The 19,109-nt window shown below is 69.0% G+C and carries 20 protein-coding genes; 11 read left to right on the forward strand and 9 right to left on the reverse strand.

The window, feature by feature from the left end:
- Positions 1–28 precede the first annotated feature (28 nt).
- Together ACZ50N_RS26200 and ACZ50N_RS26205 are read right to left on the reverse strand one after the other, a co-directional pair.
- Positions 29–463, reverse strand: a complete 435-nt coding sequence (locus tag ACZ50N_RS26200) for an SRPBCC family protein (protein ID WP_046364244.1) — start codon at positions 461–463, stop codon at positions 29–31.
- An 8-nt stretch (positions 464–471) separates the two neighbouring features.
- On the reverse strand, positions 472–1,317 hold the full coding sequence (locus ACZ50N_RS26205; protein ID WP_046364261.1) for a 1-acyl-sn-glycerol-3-phosphate acyltransferase: 846 nt from the start codon (positions 1,315–1,317) through the stop codon (positions 472–474).
- An 82-nt stretch (positions 1,318–1,399) separates the two neighbouring features.
- Here ACZ50N_RS26205 and ACZ50N_RS26210 point away from each other — a divergent pair, with 82 nt between their 5' ends.
- Together ACZ50N_RS26210 and ACZ50N_RS26215 are read left to right on the forward strand one after the other, a co-directional pair.
- Positions 1,400–2,221, forward strand: coding sequence for an acyl-CoA thioesterase (locus tag ACZ50N_RS26210; protein ID WP_464474159.1), 822 nt, complete (start codon positions 1,400–1,402; stop codon positions 2,219–2,221).
- A gap of 30 nt (positions 2,222–2,251) precedes the next feature.
- Complete coding sequence (locus ACZ50N_RS26215) at positions 2,252–3,082, forward strand: formate/nitrite transporter family protein (protein ID WP_046364242.1); 831 nt, start codon at positions 2,252–2,254, stop codon at positions 3,080–3,082.
- Here the strand turns inward: ACZ50N_RS26215 and ACZ50N_RS26220 are convergent.
- Positions 3,079–4,542: an amidase gene (locus ACZ50N_RS26220; RefSeq protein WP_046364241.1), complete on the reverse strand. Its 1,464-nt coding sequence runs from the start codon at positions 4,540–4,542 to the stop codon at positions 3,079–3,081. The two genes, ACZ50N_RS26215 and ACZ50N_RS26220, sit on opposite strands and share 4 nt — an antisense overlap.
- A 135-nt stretch (positions 4,543–4,677) precedes the next feature.
- On the opposite strand from ACZ50N_RS26220, the gene ACZ50N_RS26225 reads away from it, so the two are divergent.
- The 3 genes from ACZ50N_RS26225 (at position 4,678) to malQ (ending at position 8,008) form a co-directional block, all read left to right on the forward strand.
- Positions 4,678–5,148, forward strand: coding sequence for a hypothetical protein (locus ACZ50N_RS26225; protein WP_111509391.1), 471 nt, complete (start codon positions 4,678–4,680; stop codon positions 5,146–5,148).
- 138 nt (positions 5,149–5,286) lie between these two features.
- Positions 5,287–5,997, forward strand: coding sequence for a VIT1/CCC1 transporter family protein (locus ACZ50N_RS26230; RefSeq protein WP_048424999.1), 711 nt, complete (start codon positions 5,287–5,289; stop codon positions 5,995–5,997).
- Between the two features lie 28 nt (positions 5,998–6,025).
- Positions 6,026–8,008 (forward strand): 4-alpha-glucanotransferase, encoded by a 1,983-nt coding sequence (malQ, locus tag ACZ50N_RS26235; RefSeq protein ID WP_464474160.1) that lies wholly within the window; start codon positions 6,026–6,028, stop codon positions 8,006–8,008.
- A gap of 16 nt (positions 8,009–8,024) precedes the next feature.
- On the opposite strand, the gene ACZ50N_RS26240 is transcribed toward malQ, so the two are convergent.
- Entirely contained in the window at positions 8,025–8,978 is a 954-nt protein-coding gene (locus tag ACZ50N_RS26240) for an LLM class F420-dependent oxidoreductase (RefSeq protein ID WP_464474161.1), read from the reverse strand.
- Between the two features lie 97 nt (positions 8,979–9,075).
- Positions 9,076–10,824: an MOSC domain-containing protein gene (locus tag ACZ50N_RS26245; protein ID WP_464475723.1), complete on the reverse strand. Its 1,749-nt coding sequence runs from the start codon at positions 10,822–10,824 to the stop codon at positions 9,076–9,078.
- A gap of 79 nt (positions 10,825–10,903) precedes the next feature.
- Between ACZ50N_RS26245 and ACZ50N_RS26250 the strand changes: the two genes are divergently transcribed.
- From ACZ50N_RS26250 to ACZ50N_RS26265, 4 genes are all read left to right on the forward strand, one after another.
- On the forward strand, positions 10,904–12,160 hold the full coding sequence (locus ACZ50N_RS26250; RefSeq protein ID WP_110797955.1) for an oxygenase MpaB family protein: 1,257 nt from the start codon (positions 10,904–10,906) through the stop codon (positions 12,158–12,160).
- 60 nt (positions 12,161–12,220) lie between these two features.
- The gene (locus tag ACZ50N_RS26255) at positions 12,221–12,721 is read left to right on the forward strand and encodes a DoxX family protein (RefSeq protein ID WP_464474162.1); all 501 of its coding nucleotides are present in this window, start codon (positions 12,221–12,223) and stop codon (positions 12,719–12,721) included.
- 4 nt (positions 12,722–12,725) lie between these two features.
- A complete protein-coding gene (locus ACZ50N_RS26260) occupies positions 12,726–13,796 on the forward strand; it encodes an aldo/keto reductase (protein WP_464474163.1) in 1,071 nt (356 codons plus the stop codon).
- Between the two features lie 70 nt (positions 13,797–13,866).
- On the forward strand, positions 13,867–14,214 hold the full coding sequence (locus ACZ50N_RS26265; protein WP_464475724.1) for a hypothetical protein: 348 nt from the start codon (positions 13,867–13,869) through the stop codon (positions 14,212–14,214).
- On the opposite strand, the gene ACZ50N_RS26270 is transcribed toward ACZ50N_RS26265, so the two are convergent.
- Positions 14,203–15,381, reverse strand: a complete 1,179-nt coding sequence (locus ACZ50N_RS26270) for an FAD-dependent monooxygenase (RefSeq protein WP_048425110.1) — start codon at positions 15,379–15,381, stop codon at positions 14,203–14,205. The two genes, ACZ50N_RS26265 and ACZ50N_RS26270, sit on opposite strands and share 12 nt — an antisense overlap.
- A 230-nt stretch (positions 15,382–15,611) precedes the next feature.
- Here ACZ50N_RS26270 and ACZ50N_RS26275 point away from each other — a divergent pair, with 230 nt between their 5' ends.
- Complete coding sequence (locus ACZ50N_RS26275) at positions 15,612–16,112, forward strand: STAS domain-containing protein (RefSeq protein ID WP_048424994.1); 501 nt, start codon at positions 15,612–15,614, stop codon at positions 16,110–16,112.
- Here ACZ50N_RS26275 and ACZ50N_RS26280 read toward each other — a convergent pair.
- The 3 genes from ACZ50N_RS26280 to ACZ50N_RS26290 form a co-directional block, all read right to left on the reverse strand.
- Entirely contained in the window at positions 16,094–16,969 is an 876-nt protein-coding gene (locus ACZ50N_RS26280) for a nitroreductase family protein (RefSeq protein ID WP_464474164.1), read from the reverse strand. The two genes, ACZ50N_RS26275 and ACZ50N_RS26280, sit on opposite strands and share 19 nt — an antisense overlap.
- A gap of 55 nt (positions 16,970–17,024) precedes the next feature.
- Positions 17,025–17,990, reverse strand: coding sequence for a glycoside hydrolase family 6 protein (locus tag ACZ50N_RS26285; protein WP_464475725.1), 966 nt, complete (start codon positions 17,988–17,990; stop codon positions 17,025–17,027).
- Positions 17,991–18,075: 85 nt separating this feature from the next.
- A complete protein-coding gene (locus tag ACZ50N_RS26290) occupies positions 18,076–18,282 on the reverse strand; it encodes a zinc-ribbon domain-containing protein (protein WP_133412606.1) in 207 nt (68 codons plus the stop codon).
- Positions 18,283–18,365: 83 nt separating this feature from the next.
- On the opposite strand from ACZ50N_RS26290, the gene ACZ50N_RS26295 reads away from it, so the two are divergent.
- The gene (locus tag ACZ50N_RS26295) at positions 18,366–19,109 is read left to right on the forward strand and encodes an SDR family oxidoreductase (protein WP_133412607.1); all 744 of its coding nucleotides are present in this window, start codon (positions 18,366–18,368) and stop codon (positions 19,107–19,109) included.

Below are 19,109 nucleotides of genomic sequence, written 5' to 3' on the forward strand. Positions count from 1 at the left end.
AGTCAGTGCTCGACGTCAGTGCTCGACGTCAGTTCTCGACGAGGTGCTTGAGCCTGCGCAGTGTCTCGTCCATCGTGCGGGTCACCTGGCTCGCGGCGACACGGTCGGCGATCAATCCGAGCAGCCCACCGGGTGCCTCGTAGGCGAGCCGGAAGCTCACCTTGGTGCGGCCGTCTCCGGCGTCGCGCATCCGGAAGCGGCCCCGCAGCGTGATCCCGGTGATGCCGATCCACGCGAGGTCGCGCGGCTCGTCGAACTCGGACACCTCGATGACGCCGCCGATGGGCACCGAGCCGACCTTCCAGTGCACGGTGTAGCGCGCGCCCACCCCGGCGGGGGTGTCGGTGACGATCTCCCAGCGCTCCAGGTTGGCCATGAACTCCGGATAGCACCCGGGGTCGCTGATGTGTTTCCACACCAGGTGGGGTTCGACGTTGACGACGATGCTGCGCGAGAGTCGCATCGCTCCCCCTATCCGATCACCGGGAAGCGCCGTTCGGCGCCGAGACGGTCCACCGCACCCTGCAGGCTGGCGAGCACTTTGTCGTTGATGACGTCGTCGTCGGCGTTGGCGATGTCGGCGGCGTCGATGGGTTCTTGGACCTCGATGACGACCTTGGTGGGCAGCGGCAGCCGCGGGATGAAGTCGCTGACCGTCAGCCCCCATGGCGGGGCGAACAAGATCGGCACGCTCTTGAGCCGGGCCAGTTTGTCAACCATCAGCAATTTGGCCAGCCACTGACCGCGGTCGAGGAACAGCGCGGCCTCCTGGCCACCGACGCTGGCGATCGGGACGATCGGCACTCCTGCTTCACGAGCGAGTTTGACGTAGCCCTTGCGGCCGCCGAAGTCGACGTCGTGGCGTTCCCACGACGGCCGGAACACCTCGTAGTCACCGCCGGGGTACACCAGCAGCGCCGCGCCCGATGCCAAGGCGAGCGTCGCGTTGTCGTGGTTGGCGGCGACGGTTCCGAACTTGCGCAGCGATCCCAGCCCGGGCATGGAGACCACCAGGTTGTGCGCCAGTTGGTAGAACGGTCGCTCGACACCGAAGTACGAGCAGAACGCCAACGTGAAGACGAACGTGTCCGGGGGCAGATTGCCGCCGCTGTGGTTGCCGACCATCAGCACGGGGCCGTTGGCGGGGATGCGATCCAACCCACGGACATCGGCGCGGAAGTACAGCGACGCCAGCAACCAAAGTCCCGGCAGTTGCTCGAGGATGTAGTCGGCGTCGCGCTGATCGAGGTCGGCCTTGGGCACGCGCGCCGAAATTTCGTGCTTGACCCATTCCAGCGCATCACCCAGCCCAGGCATGGCAGTGATATTGACCACCATCGGCTCGCAGTAAACCTGCAGCGCCGCGGCGGCCACGCACCCGTCGGGCATTATCTGCGGCGTGCCCTCCTCCCTCGCCGACGTGCTCGCCTCGCTGGACCTGACGCGCCTCGACTCGCGCTCGTTCAGTGGGGAGCAGCTTCCGGCGCCCGCCAACCACATCCTCGGCGGGCACATCTCCGCGCAGGCGCTGTTGGCGGCGAGCCTGACCGCACCCGACCGCGCTCCGCACAGCGTGCACACGTACTTCCTCCGGCCGGGTGACGCACGCCGGCCGGTCCGGTTCGACGTCGTCGACCTCCAGGAGGGCCGCACGTTCTCGGCGCGCCGGGTGACGGCCCGCCAGGACGACCAGATCCTGCTCGAGGCGATGTCGTCGTTCACCGCGCTGGCGGAAGCCGGTGGATACCAGCCGACCTGTCCAACGGTGCCGGCCCCGGAGTCATTGCCGGTGGTGCCGCCACACCTGGCCGAGTCGTCGGAGGCGACGGCCGGGCAGTGGGCCAGCCTGCGCTGGTTCGAGCGCCGCATCGTCGAGGAGGAGTCGGCGCCGCCGGCGCGCAGCCTCATCTGGTGGCGGCCCGACGGCGAGCTGCCGGAGCACGATCCGGCGCGGACGGCGGCGCTGGTCGCCTATCTGTCGGCGGTGACATTGACCGAGCCGGTGTATCGCGCCCGCGGCCGGATCGGCACGTCCCTGCAGCGCGACCACTCGGTGTGGTTCCACGCCCCGGCGGACCTGTCCGACTGGCTGCTCTACGACCAGAGCTCGCCGAGCAGCACCGAGGCCCTGGCGCTGGGAAGCGGCTCGATGTTCAACCGTGACGGCACGCTCGTGTGCACGGTGCGTCAGGAGCTGTACTTCGCGCCACCGCGGGGGTGACTCCGGCGCCTCAGTGGGTACTCGCGCGCGATGGACACCGACCAGCGCGAACTCGGAGACTCCGACAGCCCGATCGAGGACGCTCTCGAAGACGCCTTCAACCGGATGGTCGACGAGGGCACCCAGCGGCTGCACCGCAGTCCGCGGGAAATCTTGGTCACCGGGTTCTTCGGCGGCACCGAGGTCGCGATGGGCGTGCTGGCCTACCTGTCGGTGTTGCTCGCCACCGGCAATCCCCTGCTGGCGGGCCTGGCCTTCTCCGTCGGCTTCCTCGCATTGCTGCTGGGCCGCAGTGAGCTGTTCACCGAAGGCTTCCTCGTGCCGGTCACCACGGTGGTCGCCAAGCGGGCGAGCGTCGCACAGCTACTGAAGCTGTGGGCCGGCACGCTGGCGGCCAACCTCGTCGGCGGCTGGCTGATCATGTGGCTGGTCATGGCGGCGTTCCCGAAGCTGCACGAGCAGACGATCGAATCGGCGAAGCACTTCGTCGAGGCGCCGCTGAACGCAGAGAGCATCGCGCTCGCGCTGCTGGGCGGCATGGTGATCACGCTGATGACGCGCATGCAGCACGGCACCGATTCGATGCCGGCCAAGATCGCCGCCGCGGTCGCCGGCGCGTTCCTGCTGGCCGGTCTGCAGCTGTTCCATTCGATCCTGGATTCGCTGCTGATCTTCGGGGCGCTGATCGCCGGAGGCACGTCGTTCGGCTACCTGGACTGGCTGTCGTGGTTCGGCTACACGGTGGTCGGCAACATCGTGGGCGGGCTGGCGCTGGTCACGCTGCTGCGCCTGATCCGCAGCAAAGATCGCCTGAAAGAGGAACGCCGCGAGGCCGAATCGCCGGCGGGTGAAGAACGCTAGACCGGGGCCACCCGATCGAACCAGGGCGCGGCCCGCTCCAGCTGGGCGGCGAGGCGAAGCAGAAGAGCCTCCCCGGCCAGCGGAGCGACGAACTGGACGCCGAGCGGGAGCCCGCCTGCGGTCCAGTGCAGCGGCACCGACATGGCCGGGCGGCCGGTCAGGTTCGCCAGCTGGGTGTACGGAACCCAGCCGAGGTTGTCGTCGACCATGTCGTCGACGATCTTGGTGAATCGCAGCATCTTCGCGGTCCGGGTCTTGAGCAGCACGTCGGCGCCGCGCGCCAGCGCAGCCGGCAGGTCGAAGGCGCCGATCACCGGCGGTGGGCTGGCCAGCGTCGGCGTCAACAGCAGATCGTGCGTGGTGAAGAAGTCGGTGAGCCGACGGGTGTGTTCGTGGCGGCGGGCCACGGCGTCGACGTAGTCGACGGCGCTGGTCGCCCGGCCCAGTGCCGCCATGATCAACGTGTCCCGTTCGAAGGATGCGTCACCCGCGCCGGTCAACCTCTTGGTCTCGTCGACTTCGAAGGCCAGAGAGACGAACCAGGTCAGCAGGAAGTCGCGGGCCAGGGCGGCGTCGTCGAACGGCGCTTCCGGCAGCTCCTCCACCTGGTGGCCGAGTTCGGTCAACACCCGCACGGCGTTCTCGACGGCGGCGTAGGCCTCCGGGTCCGGAGACGGGGTGATCGAGGACGGCACGCGGAACCCGATCCGCAGGGGCGCTGGGTCTGCGTCGAGGACCGAGGTGAACGGCTCGTCGGGAATCGCGGGCGAGTACGGGGCGCCGGGTTCACCGCCGCGCAATACGTCGAGCATCGCGGCGGTGTCGCGCACCGATCGGGAGACGACGCCGTTGACCGCGGCGCCGTGCATGGGTTCCCCGGCACCCGGACCTGACGGGACGAGGCCGCGGCCGGGCTTGAGTCCGAACAGTCCGCAGCAGCCCGCCGGGATGCGGATCGAACCGCCGCCGTCGCTGGCGCCCGCGCACGGGACGATGCCGGCGGCGACCGCGGCTGCCGAGCCACCGGAGGACCCGCCGGGGCTGTGTGCGAGGTTCCATGGGTTCCGCGCCGCGCCGTTCGCGACCGGCTCGGTGATCCCCTTCGCGCCGAACTCAGGGGTGTTGGTCTTGCCGAAGATCACCAGGCCGGCATCGAGCCAGCGCTGCACCACCGTGGCGTGCTCGGCGGCGGGCCGCGATGCCAGTGCCCGCGATCCGGCACCGGTGGGCAGTCCGGCGAAGTCCTGGCCGAGGTCCTTGATCAGGAACGGCACTCCGCGCAGCGGACCGTCGGAGGGTTCGGGCGCGGGCACGTCGCGCACGATCGCGTTGATCCGCGGGTTGACGGCGCGGGCCCGTTCCCGTGCGACGGTGAGCAACTCATCGGCCGACACCTGGCCGGAAGCCACCAGCTCGGCCAGCCCGACGGCATCGAAAGTCCGGTAGTCCGCGAAGTCCATGACGCGACCGTAGCGCGCAATGGGAATGTTTCGATCGTTATCAAGGTTTGTCCCATTTGTCACATGGGTAACTCCAGTAACGACGCGGACCCCGCGTCACACCACCCCCGAGAAAGTGACGAATGGATCATCGCCATGAACACAATCCTGTACTTCAGCACCCAGGGTTCGATTTATGAGACACGGGCCTACACCCGGGCCGACATCGACCGTCTCGTGCACGACCGCGGGCTGCAGTCGCTGAGCAGCGCTGACCATCAGTTCGATTTCTGGTTCAGCTCGTCGGCGGGACGCTGCCAACGTCGCGTCAACCGCCATGCCACCGAATTACTCATGGCAACAACCAATTTCACTGCCAAGAACGTGCCTCTGCTGCGCGGCGCCGTCGTCGTGGCGACCCACGACGCCGACGGTGATCTCGACGGGCTCAGCTGGCAACAACTCGATGCCCTCTCCCAGCGCTTCCGGTCGCTGACCGACCGCGACGAGCGCCACCTGACCCGGCGCATCGTCCGCGATCAGCGCCGCCGACGTCGTGCGGCCGTGCCTGCTGCCGTCCCGTCACAGCCCGCGGGCGCCCCCGTGCGGATCGCCGCCGCGCACTGAGTCTGCTCACTGACCGAGCCGAAAGTGCACCGGCGGTAGCGATCGGGCGCTCGGAGCTACCAAAAGAGCACCTTCGCGGCGCGTTTGGGAAGGCTTGGTTTGCTGGTAGATCCTGCCGATTCTGGCTACGGTAGCGCGGTGAGCACTGAAACCCACGCCGACGAACCTCATCTCGGTTCCGTTGCCGCCAAGCTGAATTGGTTGCGGGCCGGCGTCCTTGGGGCGAACGACGGGATCGTGTCGACCGCGGGACTCGTGGTCGGCGTCGCTGCGGCGACGGCCGAGCGGGGCCCGATCCTGACCGCCGGCATCGCCGGCCTGGCCGCCGGCGCGGTGTCGATGGCGCTGGGCGAATACGTCTCGGTGAGCACGCAGCGCGACACTGAGAAGGCGCTGCTGAACAAGGAGAGGCGCGAGCTGCGCGATGATCCCGCCGCAGAACTGGACGAACTCGCCGCCCTGTACGAGGCGAAGGGGTTGAACCCCGCCACCGCACGCACCGTCGCCGAGGAGCTCACCTCTCACGATGCGTTCACCGCGCATGCCGAGGCTGAATTGGGCATCACACCAGGGGAATTCACCAATCCGTGGCAGGCCGCCCTGTCATCGGCACTGTCCTTCACCATCGGCGCGCTGCTCCCCATCATTGCGATCCTTGCGCCCCCGACGTCGTTGCGAGTGCCGGTCACCGTGGTGGCCGTCCTCGCCGCACTTCTTCTCACCGGCGCGGTGTCGGCCGGACTCGGCGGCGCACCCAAGCAACGCGCCATGGCCCGAAACGTGATCGGCGGCGGCCTCGCACTGCTGATCACCTATGGAATCGGACACCTGGTCGGCGCCGCAGTGTAAGGATCTCCGCGCGGGGTATAGACCGGCGGTGACCACCGAGCCCGCACCCGTGCCTGACGACCTGCGCCGGTTGGCCGATGCGCACGGCGTCGCGACCTTCTACCGCAATGAACGTCGCGAACCGGTGAACGTCGATGCCGACGTCGTGATCCGTGTGCTCGGTCTTCTCGATGTGGAGGCCGGGACCGAAGCCCAGCGCCGCGCCGAGCTCACCCTTCTCGAGGAACGCGCGCGAGCGGGGGTGCTGCCGCCCACCATTGCGGTGCGCTTGACCGGACAGCCGAAGCCTGTCCCTCAGGCGACGCTGCTGATCGCCGAGGACGGCTCGCGCATCGACGTGCACGACGAGATTCCGGCCGACCTGGCGCCGGGCTGGTATCAGCTGCACACGCGCGACGGCCAGGAGGTCACGGTGGTCGCCGCGCCGCCGACAGTGCCGACCGCGCCCGACACCTGGGGCTGGATGCTGCAGCTGTACGCGCTGCGCTCGGGACGCTCCTGGGGTATCGGCGACCTCGGCGACCTGACCGAGTTCATCCGCTGGACCGCCACCGAACACGGTTGTGGCGCGGTACTTCTCAATCCGCTGCACGCACCCGGCCCGACCCATCCGGTCCAGCCCTCGCCGTACACGCCGTCGAGCCGGCGGTTCGCCAACCCGTTGGCGTTGCGGATCGAGGACCTACCGGCCTACGCCGGACTCGACCCCGCCACCCGCGCCGATGTCGACGCACTGCGTGTATCCGCTAGCACGCCGCGCATCGACCACGACCTGGTGTGGGCGGCGAAGCGCTCGGCGCTGGAGCTGCTGTGGCACTCGGCCGGGCGACCCGATCCCCTGTCCGGCGACGCCTCTGCCGGGCTGCGCGATTGGGCCACGTATTGCGCGCTCGCCGAACGTCACGGTGGTCGGTGGAGCCGGTGGCCAGAATCGCTGCGCCAGGTCAACAGCGACGCAGTCGCAGCTGCCCGGCGAGAGTTGGCTCCTCGGTTGGCCTTTCACGCGTGGGTTCAGCAGCAGTGCGCGGCGCAACTCGGCTCGGTGCGGGAGACGGCGAAGGCGTCCGGGATGGCGCTGGGAGTGCTCCACGACCTCGCCGTGGGCGTCGACGCAGACGGTGCCGACGCCTGGGCGCTGGCCGACGTGCTGGCCACCGGAGTGAGCATCGGCGCGCCGCCGGACAATTTCACGCCCCGCGGCCAGGACTGGGGGTTGCCGCCGTGGCGGCCGGATCGATTGGCGGCGAGCGGCTATGCGCCGTTGCGCGACATGCTGCGCGCCGTGCTCTCCCATGCCGACGGCCTGCGCATCGACCACGTCGCCGGGTTGTGGCGGCTGTGGTGGATACCGCCGGGCGACGGACCCGACCGCGGCACCTACGTGCACTACGACGCCGAGGCGATGCTGGCCGTGCTGGCGCTGGAGGCCCACCGGGCCAACGCGACCGTGGTCGGCGAAGATCTGGGCACCGTCGAGCCAGAGGTGACACAGGCGCTGGCGGACAACGAGATGCTGGGCTGCGCAGTCGCGTGGTTCACCCGCGACCTCGACGAGCCGAACGAGCCGTTGCTGCCGCCGGCGCGGTGGCCCGAACGGGCAGCGGCGAGCATCTCCACGCACGACCTGCCGACCGCCGCCGGATTCCTGGAGGGCGAGCATGTGCGGGCGCGCGCCGATCTGGGCCTGCTCGACGACGTGCCGGCAGAGCAGGCGAACGCCGATGCCGAGCGCGCGGAATGGTTGGCGCTGTTGCGTTCTGAGGGGCTGCTCGGCGCCGAGGACTCTGATGAGACCGCCGTCGTCGTGGCGATGCACCGGCTGCTCGCGCGTACACCGAGCAGGCTCACGCTGATCTCGCCCTACGACGTCATCGGCGAGGTGCGCCAGCCCAATCTGCCCGGCACCGTGGACGAATACCCGAACTGGCGGCTACCGCTGCCCGAGACGCTCGAGGAGCTGCAAGCCGATCCGCGGGTCGCCGCGATCACCGCGGCGATGAGGCAGAGCTGACATCCCTGGTAACTCGTCAGCGGAACTGCGGTAGCACGTCCTGCTGCCAGCTCGTGAAGAACCCGTCGAGGTCGGGGCCGATCTGCTGCACGTAGATCTCGTCGACCCCGGCGTCGACGTACTGACGCACCTGCGCGACGTGCGCATCGACATCGGGACCGCACGCCACCGACTCGGCCACCATGTCGCGCGGCACCAGAGTCGAGGCCGCCATGAAGTCGCGGGGCCGCGGCAGGGTCTGCGCCAGCTGACCGGGCAGTGCCTCGTTGGCCCACAACCGGTGCGCGGCGTCGAGACCGGCGTCGGCATCGCGATCCCAGCTCACTTTCGTGCCCGCCTGCACAGGCTTGTCGCCGCCCCCGGATTCGCGGAACGCCTTGACCAGGTCGGCGTCGGGCATCGTGGTGCAGAACCCGTCGCCGACGCGTCCCGCGAATTCGGCTGCCTGCGTGCCGAATCCGGACACGTAGATCGGCACCGGCTGCTCCGGGCGGGTGTAGATGCGGGCCTCCTGCACCTCGTAGTGCTCACCGTGGTGGCTGATCTCCTCGCCGCGGTGCAGCAACCGGATCACGTCGATCGCTTCCTCGAGCATTTCCAGACGCACCCCCACCGAGGGCCACGGGTCACCGAAGATGTGCTCGTTGAGCAACTCGCCGCTACCGACGCCCAGCACGAACCGGCCGTCGAGTTGCACCGCGGCTGTCGCTGCGGCCTGGGCGATGATCGCCGGATGTATGCGCATCGTCGGGCACGTCACCGCGGTGCTGACCGGCAGCGACGTCACTTGCGACAGCGCGCCGATGATGCCCCACACGAAGGGGCTCTGGCCCTGCTCGTCGTTCCACGGGTGGAAGTGATCGGAGATCCACAGCGCCTCGAAGCCCGCGTCTTCCGCCCGTTTCGCCTGATCGACCAGGCTTTGCGGGGTGAACTGTTCGCAGGACAGGAAGTAACCGATCTTCGCCATGCCGGCGCGGTTACCCCGCGCCGGTGTCACTATGCATGCGGGTTTGGCCGGGGTGAGCGCACCCGAGCTCGCGGCGAGGTTCCGGTGGCAGCCGGCGCTACAGATCCAGCGCCAGCGGCTCGACCGGTGACGCGCAGCAGATGAGCACATTCCCGTCGGCAGGAGGCTCCAGCGGTTCGGGGTCGTAGCGCACCGATCCGGACAGCAGGGCCGTCTCGCAGTTGTGACAGACACCTGTGCGGCATGACCAGCGGGTCGGGACGTCGCACGCCTCGGCGAGTTCGAGCAGGCTCATCCGCTTCGGTCCCCACGGCACGGCCAGCCCGCTGCGCACGAACTGCACCTCGGGACCCGGTCCGGGCTCACCCTCGGGTGGGTGCGGCGTGCGGGTCGTCGCGGCGATCCCGGGGGTGAGAGCCGGCCCAGCACCGAAGATCTCGGTGTGCACCCGCGACGGGTCCAGGCCGTGGGAGAGCAGTGCCGCTGCCATCCCGGTCATGAACGGCTGCGGTCCGCACACGTAGGCGGTCGTCTCGGTAGGGATGCCCAGCCCCTCGAGCGTCGCAGCGGAGAGCCGCCCGTGCTCGCTGAAGTCGACTCCTGCCCGGTCCGTCGGTGCGGGCCGGCTGTAGACAACGTGAGAGACACTGTTGGGCAATGCTTTCAGCGCATTCTCGACCTCGGTGGCGAACGCGTGGTCGGCGCCGTTGCGCGCGCCGTGCAGCCACCACACCGACCGGGTGGATGCGGCTGCGACCAGAGCGTTGAGCATCGACAGCACCGGCGTGACCCCGACTCCGGCGGAGACGAGGACCACGGGCGACTCGTCGTCGGCCAACCAGAACGTGCCGCGTGGCGCGGCGACGTCGAGTGAGTCGCCCGGCTGTAGCTGGGTGTGCAGGTATTCGCTCGCCGCGCCGTGCGGTTCGCGCTTGACACCGATGCGGTAGGCCGGACTACCCGGTGCGTTGCACAGCGAATAGGTACGGATCACGGCGGGCGCTTCGCCGCTGCGCGGCAACCGGACCGTGACCGATTGGCCGGCAAGCCATCTCGGTAGCGGCGCGTCCGTCGGATCGGCGAGCACCACGGAACGAACCGACCGGCTCTCCTCGACTACGTCGCGCACGATCAGCGACCGGAAGCCGGTCCAGGCGGGCGGCGGACCAGCGGCGGCCAGACCGGGGTTGCCGGTATCGGCCGCGTCGTGGTCGGCCAGCGCGCGCAGCGAACCCTGCCAGCCCGGGCTGAGGGCGGGGATGCGCAGCGCCCGGGCGAGTCCATCGCGAGCATGGCCGGGAAGGTAGAGCAGCGCGTCGATCTCGGCGACGGTCATCTGTTCGGGGCCGTCGCAGATCTTGACGATCTCCTGCCCGGCTTCGACATCGCCCTCGGTGATCACCCGGCAGTAGAACCCGGGGCGGCGGTGCGCAACCAGCAGTGCGGCCATTCTCGGCTCCCCGATCCGCATCCCGGCGCGATAGCAGGTGACCCGGGGCTGCGTGACCTCGAGAATCGCGTCACCCACGCGGTAGCGGTCACCGATGCACACCTCGTCGTCGGGCAGACCCTCCACGGTGAGGTTCTCCCCCAGCAGGCCCGGCACCAGGTCGTCACGGCCGAACTCCTGCGCCCAATGCCGGTAGGAATCCATCTGATACACGAGCACGGCGCGGTTCTCGCCGCCGTGCCCGCCGAGATCGCCCTGCCCGTCACCGTCGATGTTGAGCCTGCGTATCCGCCGCGGTCCGGAGACGGGTTCCTTCCACGCTCCGGTGTAGACGGTGCGGTCGTTCCACGACACGTCACGGGGCATGCCCACGTTCACAGACACCAGGGTGGCCACCCGGCCATCCTCCTCGGATCGGCGCACCGTCGCAGCCAAACCCACCCGTCGGCACGAGGGCTGCGCTATGACTACAGCCATGCCCGACACGGTTCGTCCGCCGCAGGCACCCACCGCGTTCCGCTACCCCGAGGTGGGCGACCGGCGCGCGCGGCTGCGCAGCGGCATCCGTCGGCTGACGGGCATCGACCCGTTCCCGTCCCACGCCGTGGCCCGGGCGTTCATGACCGGCCTCACCGACGGCGATCCGGTGGCCGAGCGATTCGTCGCCGAGACCTACCACGGGGAGCTCGGCGCACGTCGGGCTCGCGATCTCGTCGAGCAGGCGCAACGCCACGGCATCGACAGCGTGGCGCACGCACCGGAGTCGATGCGGGCGCTGTTCGCGGAGTTCGAGCAGCAGCCCGAATGGCTGGATCCCGAACTGGTCGAGCAGGGCGCTGCGGTGTGGCGACGGTGGGCGTATGCCCTGGGCGCGCTCGGCAACGCCGGCACCACCGACACCTACACCGAGGGCTGGCTCGCGGTCCCGCTCTCGCTGTCCGGCGGGTACGCGGGCCAGCGCGCGCTGCATCGCTACCTGGAGACGTCACGCTGGTGGATCGAGGTGTGCCGCCCGGGCGCGCTGCTGACCCCCGGCTCGCTCGGTCGGCAGATCTCTCTGCACGTGCGCATCATGCACGTCAGCGTCCGCGAGCGGGTGCGCCAGCACCCGGAGTGGGACACCGCGCGGTGGGGCTTGCCGATCAGCCAGTCCGCGATGCTGCTCACGCTGCTCGGTGGCAGTGTCGCGCCCGCGCTCGGGTTGTTCCTCCTCGGCCACGTGACCTCCCCGGCCGAGATGCGCGCGGTGCTGCACTTCAACCGGTACTGCGGCCATCTCGTCGGCGTGCGGTGTGACGGCTACTTCCCCGAGACCGTCACCGACGCGTGGCGCATCCTGCTGATGGCCGACTCGGCCCGCAGTCACGACAGCGGTTCCAGTGGAACCGAATTGGTGGAATCGTTCGTGCCCGCATTCGCACCGACCACGGCGCACCGGGGCCTGGGCCGGCTGCGCGCCGAGTACCACTATCGGGTGCAGGCCGGCTATCTGGGCCTCTACATGCTGCCCTGGAATCGCCGCCGCTACCGGCTCCCGTCGGCACTGCCCGGTATCGCGCTCCTGCTCGCGCGGGCACCGGCGATCACGGCGCTGGAGCTCGGTCGTCGCATCTGCCCGCCCCTGGATCGATGGTGGCAGCGCACGAATCTGCATCGCTGGGAACGCTGGCTCTCGTGGCAGTCAGCCGGCAAGGCGGCCCAGTTCGAGGCGGCGGTTCCGCTGCGACGGTGAACCGGAGATGACCCGACTGCGTGTATCTCGACGAACCCATCGTCGAGAAAGGCAGTCCGCATGTCCGTCCTCTCCGCACGCCCCCTCCCGTTCGATCGTGTGACCGCCACCCGAGCATCGGGTGCGGTGGTCCTGATCCGCCTCTACGTCGGCCTGATCTTCGCCGGCGAAGGAGTGCTGAAGTTCCTGCGGCCCGACACCCTGGGCCCGGGCCGGTTCGAGAAGTCCGGGATACCGGCGTCGACAGCACTCGCCTACGCCGATGGTGTTGCCGAGATTCTCTGCGGCGCAGCCATTCTCGTCGGCTTGCTGGTTCGAATCGCAGTGCTGCCGATGATCGTCGACATGGTCGGCGCGCTGACCATCACCAAAGTGCCGCTGCTGTGGCGCGACGCGCCGCTCTATCCCTCCGAGGGCGGTGTCTGGGATTTCTTCCACGAAGGGCGCCTCGAGATGGCCATGCTGTGCGGCAGCATCTTCCTGCTGATCGTCGGCGCAGGCGGCGCGTCACTGGATGCCCTTAAGGGACACCGAGCAGCCGACGCGGGCGGCCTACGATGAACAGATGGCCGAGCAATTCGCGATTCCGGACGTTCCGTTCACCCACGACCCCTGGGTGGCGTCGGCCCAGCGCTACAGCGAGATGCCCTACCGCCGAGTCGGTACCTCGGGGCTGCTGCTCCCCGCGATCTCGCTGGGCCTCTGGTACAACTTCGGCGACAATCGGCCGTTCGACACGCAACGAGAAGTGTTGCGGCACGCCTTCGATCGCGGCATCACCCACTTCGATCTGGCGAACAACTACGGGCCGCCCTACGGTTCGGCGGAGGAGAACTTCGGCCGCATGCTGCGCCGCGACTTCAAGCCCTACCGCAACGAACTGCTGATCTCGACGAAGGCTGGCTGGGACATGTGGCCCGGCCCCTATGGTCAGCTCGGCGGCCGCACCTATGTCCTCAACAGCCTCGACGAATCCCTCGACCGTCTCGGGCTGGACTACGTCGACATCTTCTACTCCCATCGCATCGACCCCCGCACCCCGCTGGAGGAGACGATCGGCGCGCTGGACACCGCGGTACGCATGGGCAAGGCACGCTACGTCGGCATCTCGTCGTACTCGCAGGCGAAAACGGCCGAGGCCGCCGCCATTGCACAGAGTTTGGGCACGCCGCTGGTGATTCACCAGCCGTCGTATTCACTCCTCAATCGGTGGATTGAGGACGGTCTCACCGCCGAGCTGAACACCGCGGGCATGGGCGCGATCGCGTTCACCGCGCTGGCGCAGGGCCTGCTCACCGACCGCTACATCTCGCAGCCCGCCGACGGTGTGGAGCGTGCCACCGCCCGGCCGACGTTCGATGACGAGCAGGTCACCGACGATGTTCTGGAGCGGCTGCGCGGCCTGGCCGGCATTGCCGAGCGTCGTGGCCAGTCGCTGGCCCAGCTGGCGCTGGCATGGGTGCTGCGGGAGCCGACCGTGGCGTCGACGCTGATCGGTGCATCGAGTGTGGCCCAACTCGACGAGAATCTCGGCGCGCTGAAGAACCTGGACTTCACCGATGAGGAGCTCGCCGAAATCGACCAGTACGCCATCGAGTCCGGCATCGACCTGTGGCGGGAGAGTTCTGACGTCTGAGCGTGTCTCGCTCGAGACGCTGGGCGCCTGGGTGATCAAGTGCAATCCGCGGCACACGCCCGTGGAGCCGATGGTCTCGGCCGGGCACACCGCGCCGCGGTGGTGCGTGGCCGACAACTACCGGACGCGGTTTATGCGGCCTGGGCAGCGGGTGCTGCTGTGGGTGACGACGCGACCTGACCGCGGTATCTGGGGCGTCGGCCGGATCACCGGTGACGTGGCGGTCGCCGACGGCAGGCACCGGGTGCCGGTGCACATCCCGCTGCTCTCCGAGCCGCTGACCGCTGAGCAGCTCCGCACGAGTCCGGATCTGGCCTCCCTGGAGGTGTTTCGCGTTCCGGTGCAGTCGAATCCGTCGTGGGCGACGGTTGCCGAGATGACGGTGATCGATGCGCTGCTGCCGGACTCAGTCCAGTGACTGCTGGTCACCGCCGATGCCGGCCATCCCGGAAACTGTGCTGACCGCTTTCCCGAGGGGGCCCGCAGCGGCGCGCGCGACGGTGTGTACGGCGCGCACCCCGAATCGCGATCGCGGGTTGGCCAAGCGCAGCGAGTTCTCTCGCACGGTGGGCGCCGTCGCGACGAAGGGCCGCATGGCGTCGCGGTAACGGTGCAGTGCGGTACTCGGGTCGTCGCCGTCGGCGAGCTCACGGGCCAGAAGGTAGCCGCCGATCAGGGCGAGGCTGGTGCCCGCGCCGCCGAACGTCGCGTTGCAGAACGCGCTGTCGCCGAGCAACCCGATGCGGCCCTTGCTCCACACCGGCGGATGCACCTGGCCGACCGCGGAGAAGTACATGGGCGCATCGGCGTCCAGCGCATCGAGGATGCGCGGTGCGGCGCCACCGACATCGGCGAACGTGCGCCGCAGCACTGTGACCAGGTCGCGACGGCCGAGTTCCTCCAGCCCGCGCACGTCGGAGAGGAAGGACAGCATCCCGCGCGTGGTTCCGAGGTTGTCCGGTCGTAGGTGCACGCTGCGGGACTTGGTGGCGTGCTGCCAGTTCCACCACCGGTCATCGCTGTCGTCGCGAGGCAGCGTGGCGTAGGCGCAGTACATGCCGAGCCTGTGCACGTCGACGGGAGTGACGAATCGGCGTGAGCGCGAATACAGACCCTCGGCGATGACGACGACGTCGGCGTCGAGCGTGGAGCCGTCGCTCAGCGCCGCCGTCACCCGGTCGCCGTGGTCGGTCACGTCGACGAGCTGGGTCTCGAATCGGTAGTCGGTGGCCTCCGCCGTGTGCTCGACGAGGATGCGGGACAGTTCGCCGCGCAGGATCTCCAGTTCCGCGGTGGGTCCGTCGGAGTGGCCGCCGCTGCCGACCGGGAACGACGCGACAGCCCTGCCGTCGGCGGTGACGAACCGGGTTCCGATCTCGGTGGTGTTGGCTGCGCGCACGTCGGCGTCGATACCCATCCGGCGGATGACGTCGCGGGCGGCGCCGCGGATGTCGACGTTCTGTCCCTCGTCGCGGCGCTGCGGATAGCGCTCGAGGATCGTGGTGCGCCATCCGCGCGCGTTGAGTTGATGGGCCAGAGCGGGGCCGCCGATACCGGCACCGGAGATGATCGCGTGTGAGGGCACGATCCATTGTGCCTGCGGTGGCGTGGCGACGGATTTCGTTGCGTTCGATCCGCGGATCAGCTCGAGCGTCAATATTCAGGCACCGCACAGACACAGATGCCCTGCTGAGGGGCACGCTCACAGAATGGACGCAGACCTTTCGCTCAAACGAAATCCGTATTATCTTGACTTTGGTTGAGCTTCCAGCCCGCGGACTGTCCACGAGTTCAACCGATCCGAGGTATCCCACGATGACCGCCGCCGAAAAGCACCGCAGCTTTTCCCTCGCCTACAGCACGGATTACGAGCAACAGCGTTGCGGGCCAGCCATTTTCGAGGCCCGCCAGTGTTCGTCCACTCGCGTGGCCATCGCGGTCATCGGCGAGATCGACGCGGTCAACGGTCGGGAGTTCGGCCGCTACGTCCAGCGACACACACGTATCTCGAAACAGCTCGTGCTCGACTTGCGTGCCGTCGACTTCTTCGGCTCGGCGGGCTTCACCGCGCTCTACTACATCAGCGTGCACTGCACACGCAGCGATGTGGACTGGACGATCGTGGGGGGTGACCCGGTCCGCCGCCTGCTGTCGATCTGCGATCCGGACGGCGAGCTCCCGCTTGCCACCGATCTGTCGTCGGCGCTGGCCCGTCTCGACCGACTGGGCCACGGCCTCGCACACGTCATCTGGACCGCACAGGCGGGGTGGCACCGGCCGGCGAGCCGCACGACGATTCAGCGTATTCGCCGCTGACCGCCGTCCACCGCCCACGTCGTCGTCTCGGCCACAGACCGCCGGACGACGGCGGAGACACCCGGTACATCGGCCGGTTGCGTGCCGATGCGGATCAGCATCTGCGCATGCCTCTGCCCGTCGAACACCTCGCATGCCAACGCGACCCTGTCCCGCGCCGGGCGCAGCGGTTCGGTCAAGGGGCAGGACGCCAGCCCCATCGCGGTCGCCGAGAGGAGAACGCGGCTGGCCGCTTCCCCGGCACGCAGCCGGGCCGCGTCGCTGTCGTCCTCGGTGCCGAGTGCGAGCAGCACACCGTCGGCGGGAGCCGCGGACGTCTCCGCGTGGTCGCCGTAGTGCAGATGCACCTGCCCGGTGTCGTCGCGGTGCCATCGCGCGGCCGGGACGACCCCCAGCTCGACACCGCGGCGCGCGGCACGCACCAGTAGCGTTTCGACCGTTGTCTCGGGGAGGGTAGCAGATGCGTAGTGGCGACGGTCCGACCTGCGGCGGTGGATGACGTCGGCAAGCTCACGAGCGGCCGGCATCGGAGCGGATTCGATTGTCTCGAAGGTGGCCAAGCGCACGGGATCGAGCCTGGGATCGAGGACGGTGCCGCCCGGGAAGCGGTGGATGCGGGTGGCCCAGCCGGCGGCGTCCAGCGCGATCGCGCAGTGGTCGAGCACCGCTCCGCAGGCGAGCAGGACATCGCAACGGTCGAAGGGTGAGTCGCCGAGCCGGCGGCTCCAATCGGCGTCAAGATGCAGGCCGTTCGGGTCGACGTGCCACGACCAGGGTTGGGCGTTCTGCGCTGACGGCGCCCAGCCGGCCGCCTCCAGCACCCGTTCCAGCGTCGCGGTATCGGGTCCGCTCGCCACCGCCTGTCCTTCCGCCTGGGGTTTCTCGCGGAGAAATCCTACGCGGCGAGCAGTCTCACCAGCCGGCGTTGCGCGCCAGGTCGACGGCGTATTGGTTGACGAATGTGCCTGCGCCGGGCTCGCCCCGGCCACAGGAGCCGTCGGATTCGCCGGGCCGCTTCACCCAGAGGAAGGCGTCGATCTGCGGGTTGCCGGTGTTCGCGGTGGGTGCCACGCCGAGCGCGCGTCCGGTCGGGTTGCACCAGTACAGCGGATCCCCTTCGACCGGTCCGGCACCGTTGCGCGAGGTGTCGATGACGAACGGCTTGCCACCGGTCATCCCGGAGATCGCCGAGCCGTAGCCGACCTCCTCGTCGGTGGTGAAAAAGTTCGCGGTGTTGAGGCTGAAGCCGCGCGCCTTGGCGACGCCCACCTGGTTGAGCCGGTTGGCCATCTCGTCGGCGCTGACCCAGCGCGAGTGGCCGGCGTCGACGTACACGGCGGTGCCGGGATTGCGCGTCAGCGTGTCCACGGCGTAGGAGATCAGGTCGAATCGCTCCTGCCGCTGATCGCCGGAGAGGCAGTCGGCCATCGCGAGAGCGTCGGGTTCGAGGATGACGGTGGCCGGCCCGCCGCCGATGGCTCCCGCGACACCGTCGATCCAGTTGCGGTAGGCGCCCGCGGACCCGAAGCCGCCCGCGGCGAAGCTGCCGCAGTCGCGGTGCGGAATTCCGTAGAGGGCGAGGATCGGCATGGTGCCCGCCGCCTGAGCGGTCGCGATGTACTTCGCGTCCACTGCGGGCGTGGACAGCTGATCCATCCAGTACGCGGTCGGCGTGTTGACGACACGGTCGAGCACGGGGTTGCCGACACTGCGCGCTGCCCGGACGCCCTTGGAGTCGGGGTTGACGTAGAACGGCAGGCCGGCAAGCGGGTTGGCGTCGGCGGCCAGGCGCACGGTGTCGGTACGCAGATCGGCGGGCGCCGGTCCTGCGAGGGCGCCGGCGGTGGCCACGGCGGTCACGGCGATGACAGGGGCCATCCACCGGGCGAGCGAACTGAGCGCGGGAAACGTCACGCCGACGAACGTATCGAGGCTTCTCGTCCGACGCCAATCTGAGCGGGCCTCATGTGGTGACGGCGGTGCCGCAGATTCCACACATCTCGAACTCCTGTCGTTTCCACCGCATCAGCGGAACGAAGAAGACGCTGAACTGGCGGAACTGGCGCATCCGCGTCCACTGCGTGGTGTTGTGGCATCGAGGGCACGTCCGCATGCCTCCCGCGCCGAGGGGTTTGCGCTTGGTTCCGATGCCGAACAGCAAGAACAACACCACACCACCGTAGCGACGCCGCCGGAATAGGTGACATGTCACGCATGTTGTAGCGCACGTCCACCGCGAAGAAGGGAAACATCATGGGACAGCTGGAAGGCAAGACCGCACTGGTCACCGGCGGGACATCCGGGATCGGACTGGCCACTGCTCAGCGACTCGCAGCCGAGGGTGCGCATGTCGTGATCACCGGGCGCCGGCAGGAGGCTCTCGATGCGGCAGTCGCGTCGATCGGCGACGCCGCGACCGGTGTGCGCAGCGACGTGTCGAAACCCGAGGAACTCGACGCGGTCGTCGAGGTCATCGAGGCGCGCGGTGAAGGATTGGACGTCGTCTTCGCCAACGCCGGCGGCGGAGAGTTCGCCGCGCTGCAGGACATCACTGTCGAACACTTCACCACCACGTTCACCACCAATGTCGGCGGCACACTGTTCACCGTGCAGAAGGTGCTGCCCCTGCTCAATCGCGGCGCCTCGATCGTCCTCGCGGGCTCGACCGCGGCATCCAACGGGACACCGTCGTTCAGCGTGTACGCCGCGACGAAGGCCGCGATCCGGTCGTTCGGCCGCACCTGGGCCGCCGAGTTGGCGAGCAGCGGCGTCCGCGTCAACACCGTCGTGCCGGGACCTGTCGAAACCCCCGGACTCGTCGGTCTGGCTCCGGGCAGTGAGCAGGAGCTCCTCGACGCCCAAGCCGCGGACGTGCCGTTGGGCCGGGTGGGTCAGCCTGAGGAGATCGCCGCGGCGGTGCTGTTCCTGGCCTCGGATCAGAGCAGCTTCATGACGGGCGCGGAAGTGTTCGTCGACGGCGGGGCAGAACAGGTGTGA

The sequence above is a fragment of the Mycolicibacterium obuense genome (genome assembly GCF_055397605.1).

Coding starts and splice junctions, on each gene's coding strand:
- ACZ50N_RS26200 (WP_046364244.1), bottom strand. CDS start 463: ATGCGACTCTCGCGCAGCATCGTCGTCAACGTCGAACCCCACCTGGTG.
- ACZ50N_RS26205 (WP_046364261.1), bottom strand. CDS start 1,317: ATGCCTGGGCTGGGTGATGCGCTGGAATGGGTCAAGCACGAAATTTCG.
- ACZ50N_RS26215 (WP_046364242.1), top strand. CDS start 2,252: ATGGACACCGACCAGCGCGAACTCGGAGACTCCGACAGCCCGATCGAG.
- ACZ50N_RS26220 (WP_046364241.1), bottom strand. CDS start 4,542: ATGGACTTCGCGGACTACCGGACTTTCGATGCCGTCGGGCTGGCCGAG.
- ACZ50N_RS26225 (WP_111509391.1), top strand. CDS start 4,678: ATGAACACAATCCTGTACTTCAGCACCCAGGGTTCGATTTATGAGACA.
- ACZ50N_RS26240 (WP_464474161.1), bottom strand. CDS start 8,978: ATGGCGAAGATCGGTTACTTCCTGTCCTGCGAACAGTTCACCCCGCAA.
- ACZ50N_RS26250 (WP_110797955.1), top strand. CDS start 10,904: ATGCCCGACACGGTTCGTCCGCCGCAGGCACCCACCGCGTTCCGCTAC.
- ACZ50N_RS26255 (WP_464474162.1), top strand. CDS start 12,221: ATGTCCGTCCTCTCCGCACGCCCCCTCCCGTTCGATCGTGTGACCGCC.
- ACZ50N_RS26260 (WP_464474163.1), top strand. CDS start 12,726: ATGGCCGAGCAATTCGCGATTCCGGACGTTCCGTTCACCCACGACCCC.
- ACZ50N_RS26265 (WP_464475724.1), top strand. CDS start 13,867: ATGGTCTCGGCCGGGCACACCGCGCCGCGGTGGTGCGTGGCCGACAAC.
- ACZ50N_RS26275 (WP_048424994.1), top strand. CDS start 15,612: ATGACCGCCGCCGAAAAGCACCGCAGCTTTTCCCTCGCCTACAGCACG.
- ACZ50N_RS26285 (WP_464475725.1), bottom strand. CDS start 17,990: ATGGCCCCTGTCATCGCCGTGACCGCCGTGGCCACCGCCGGCGCCCTC.
- ACZ50N_RS26295 (WP_133412607.1), top strand. CDS start 18,366: ATGGGACAGCTGGAAGGCAAGACCGCACTGGTCACCGGCGGGACATCC.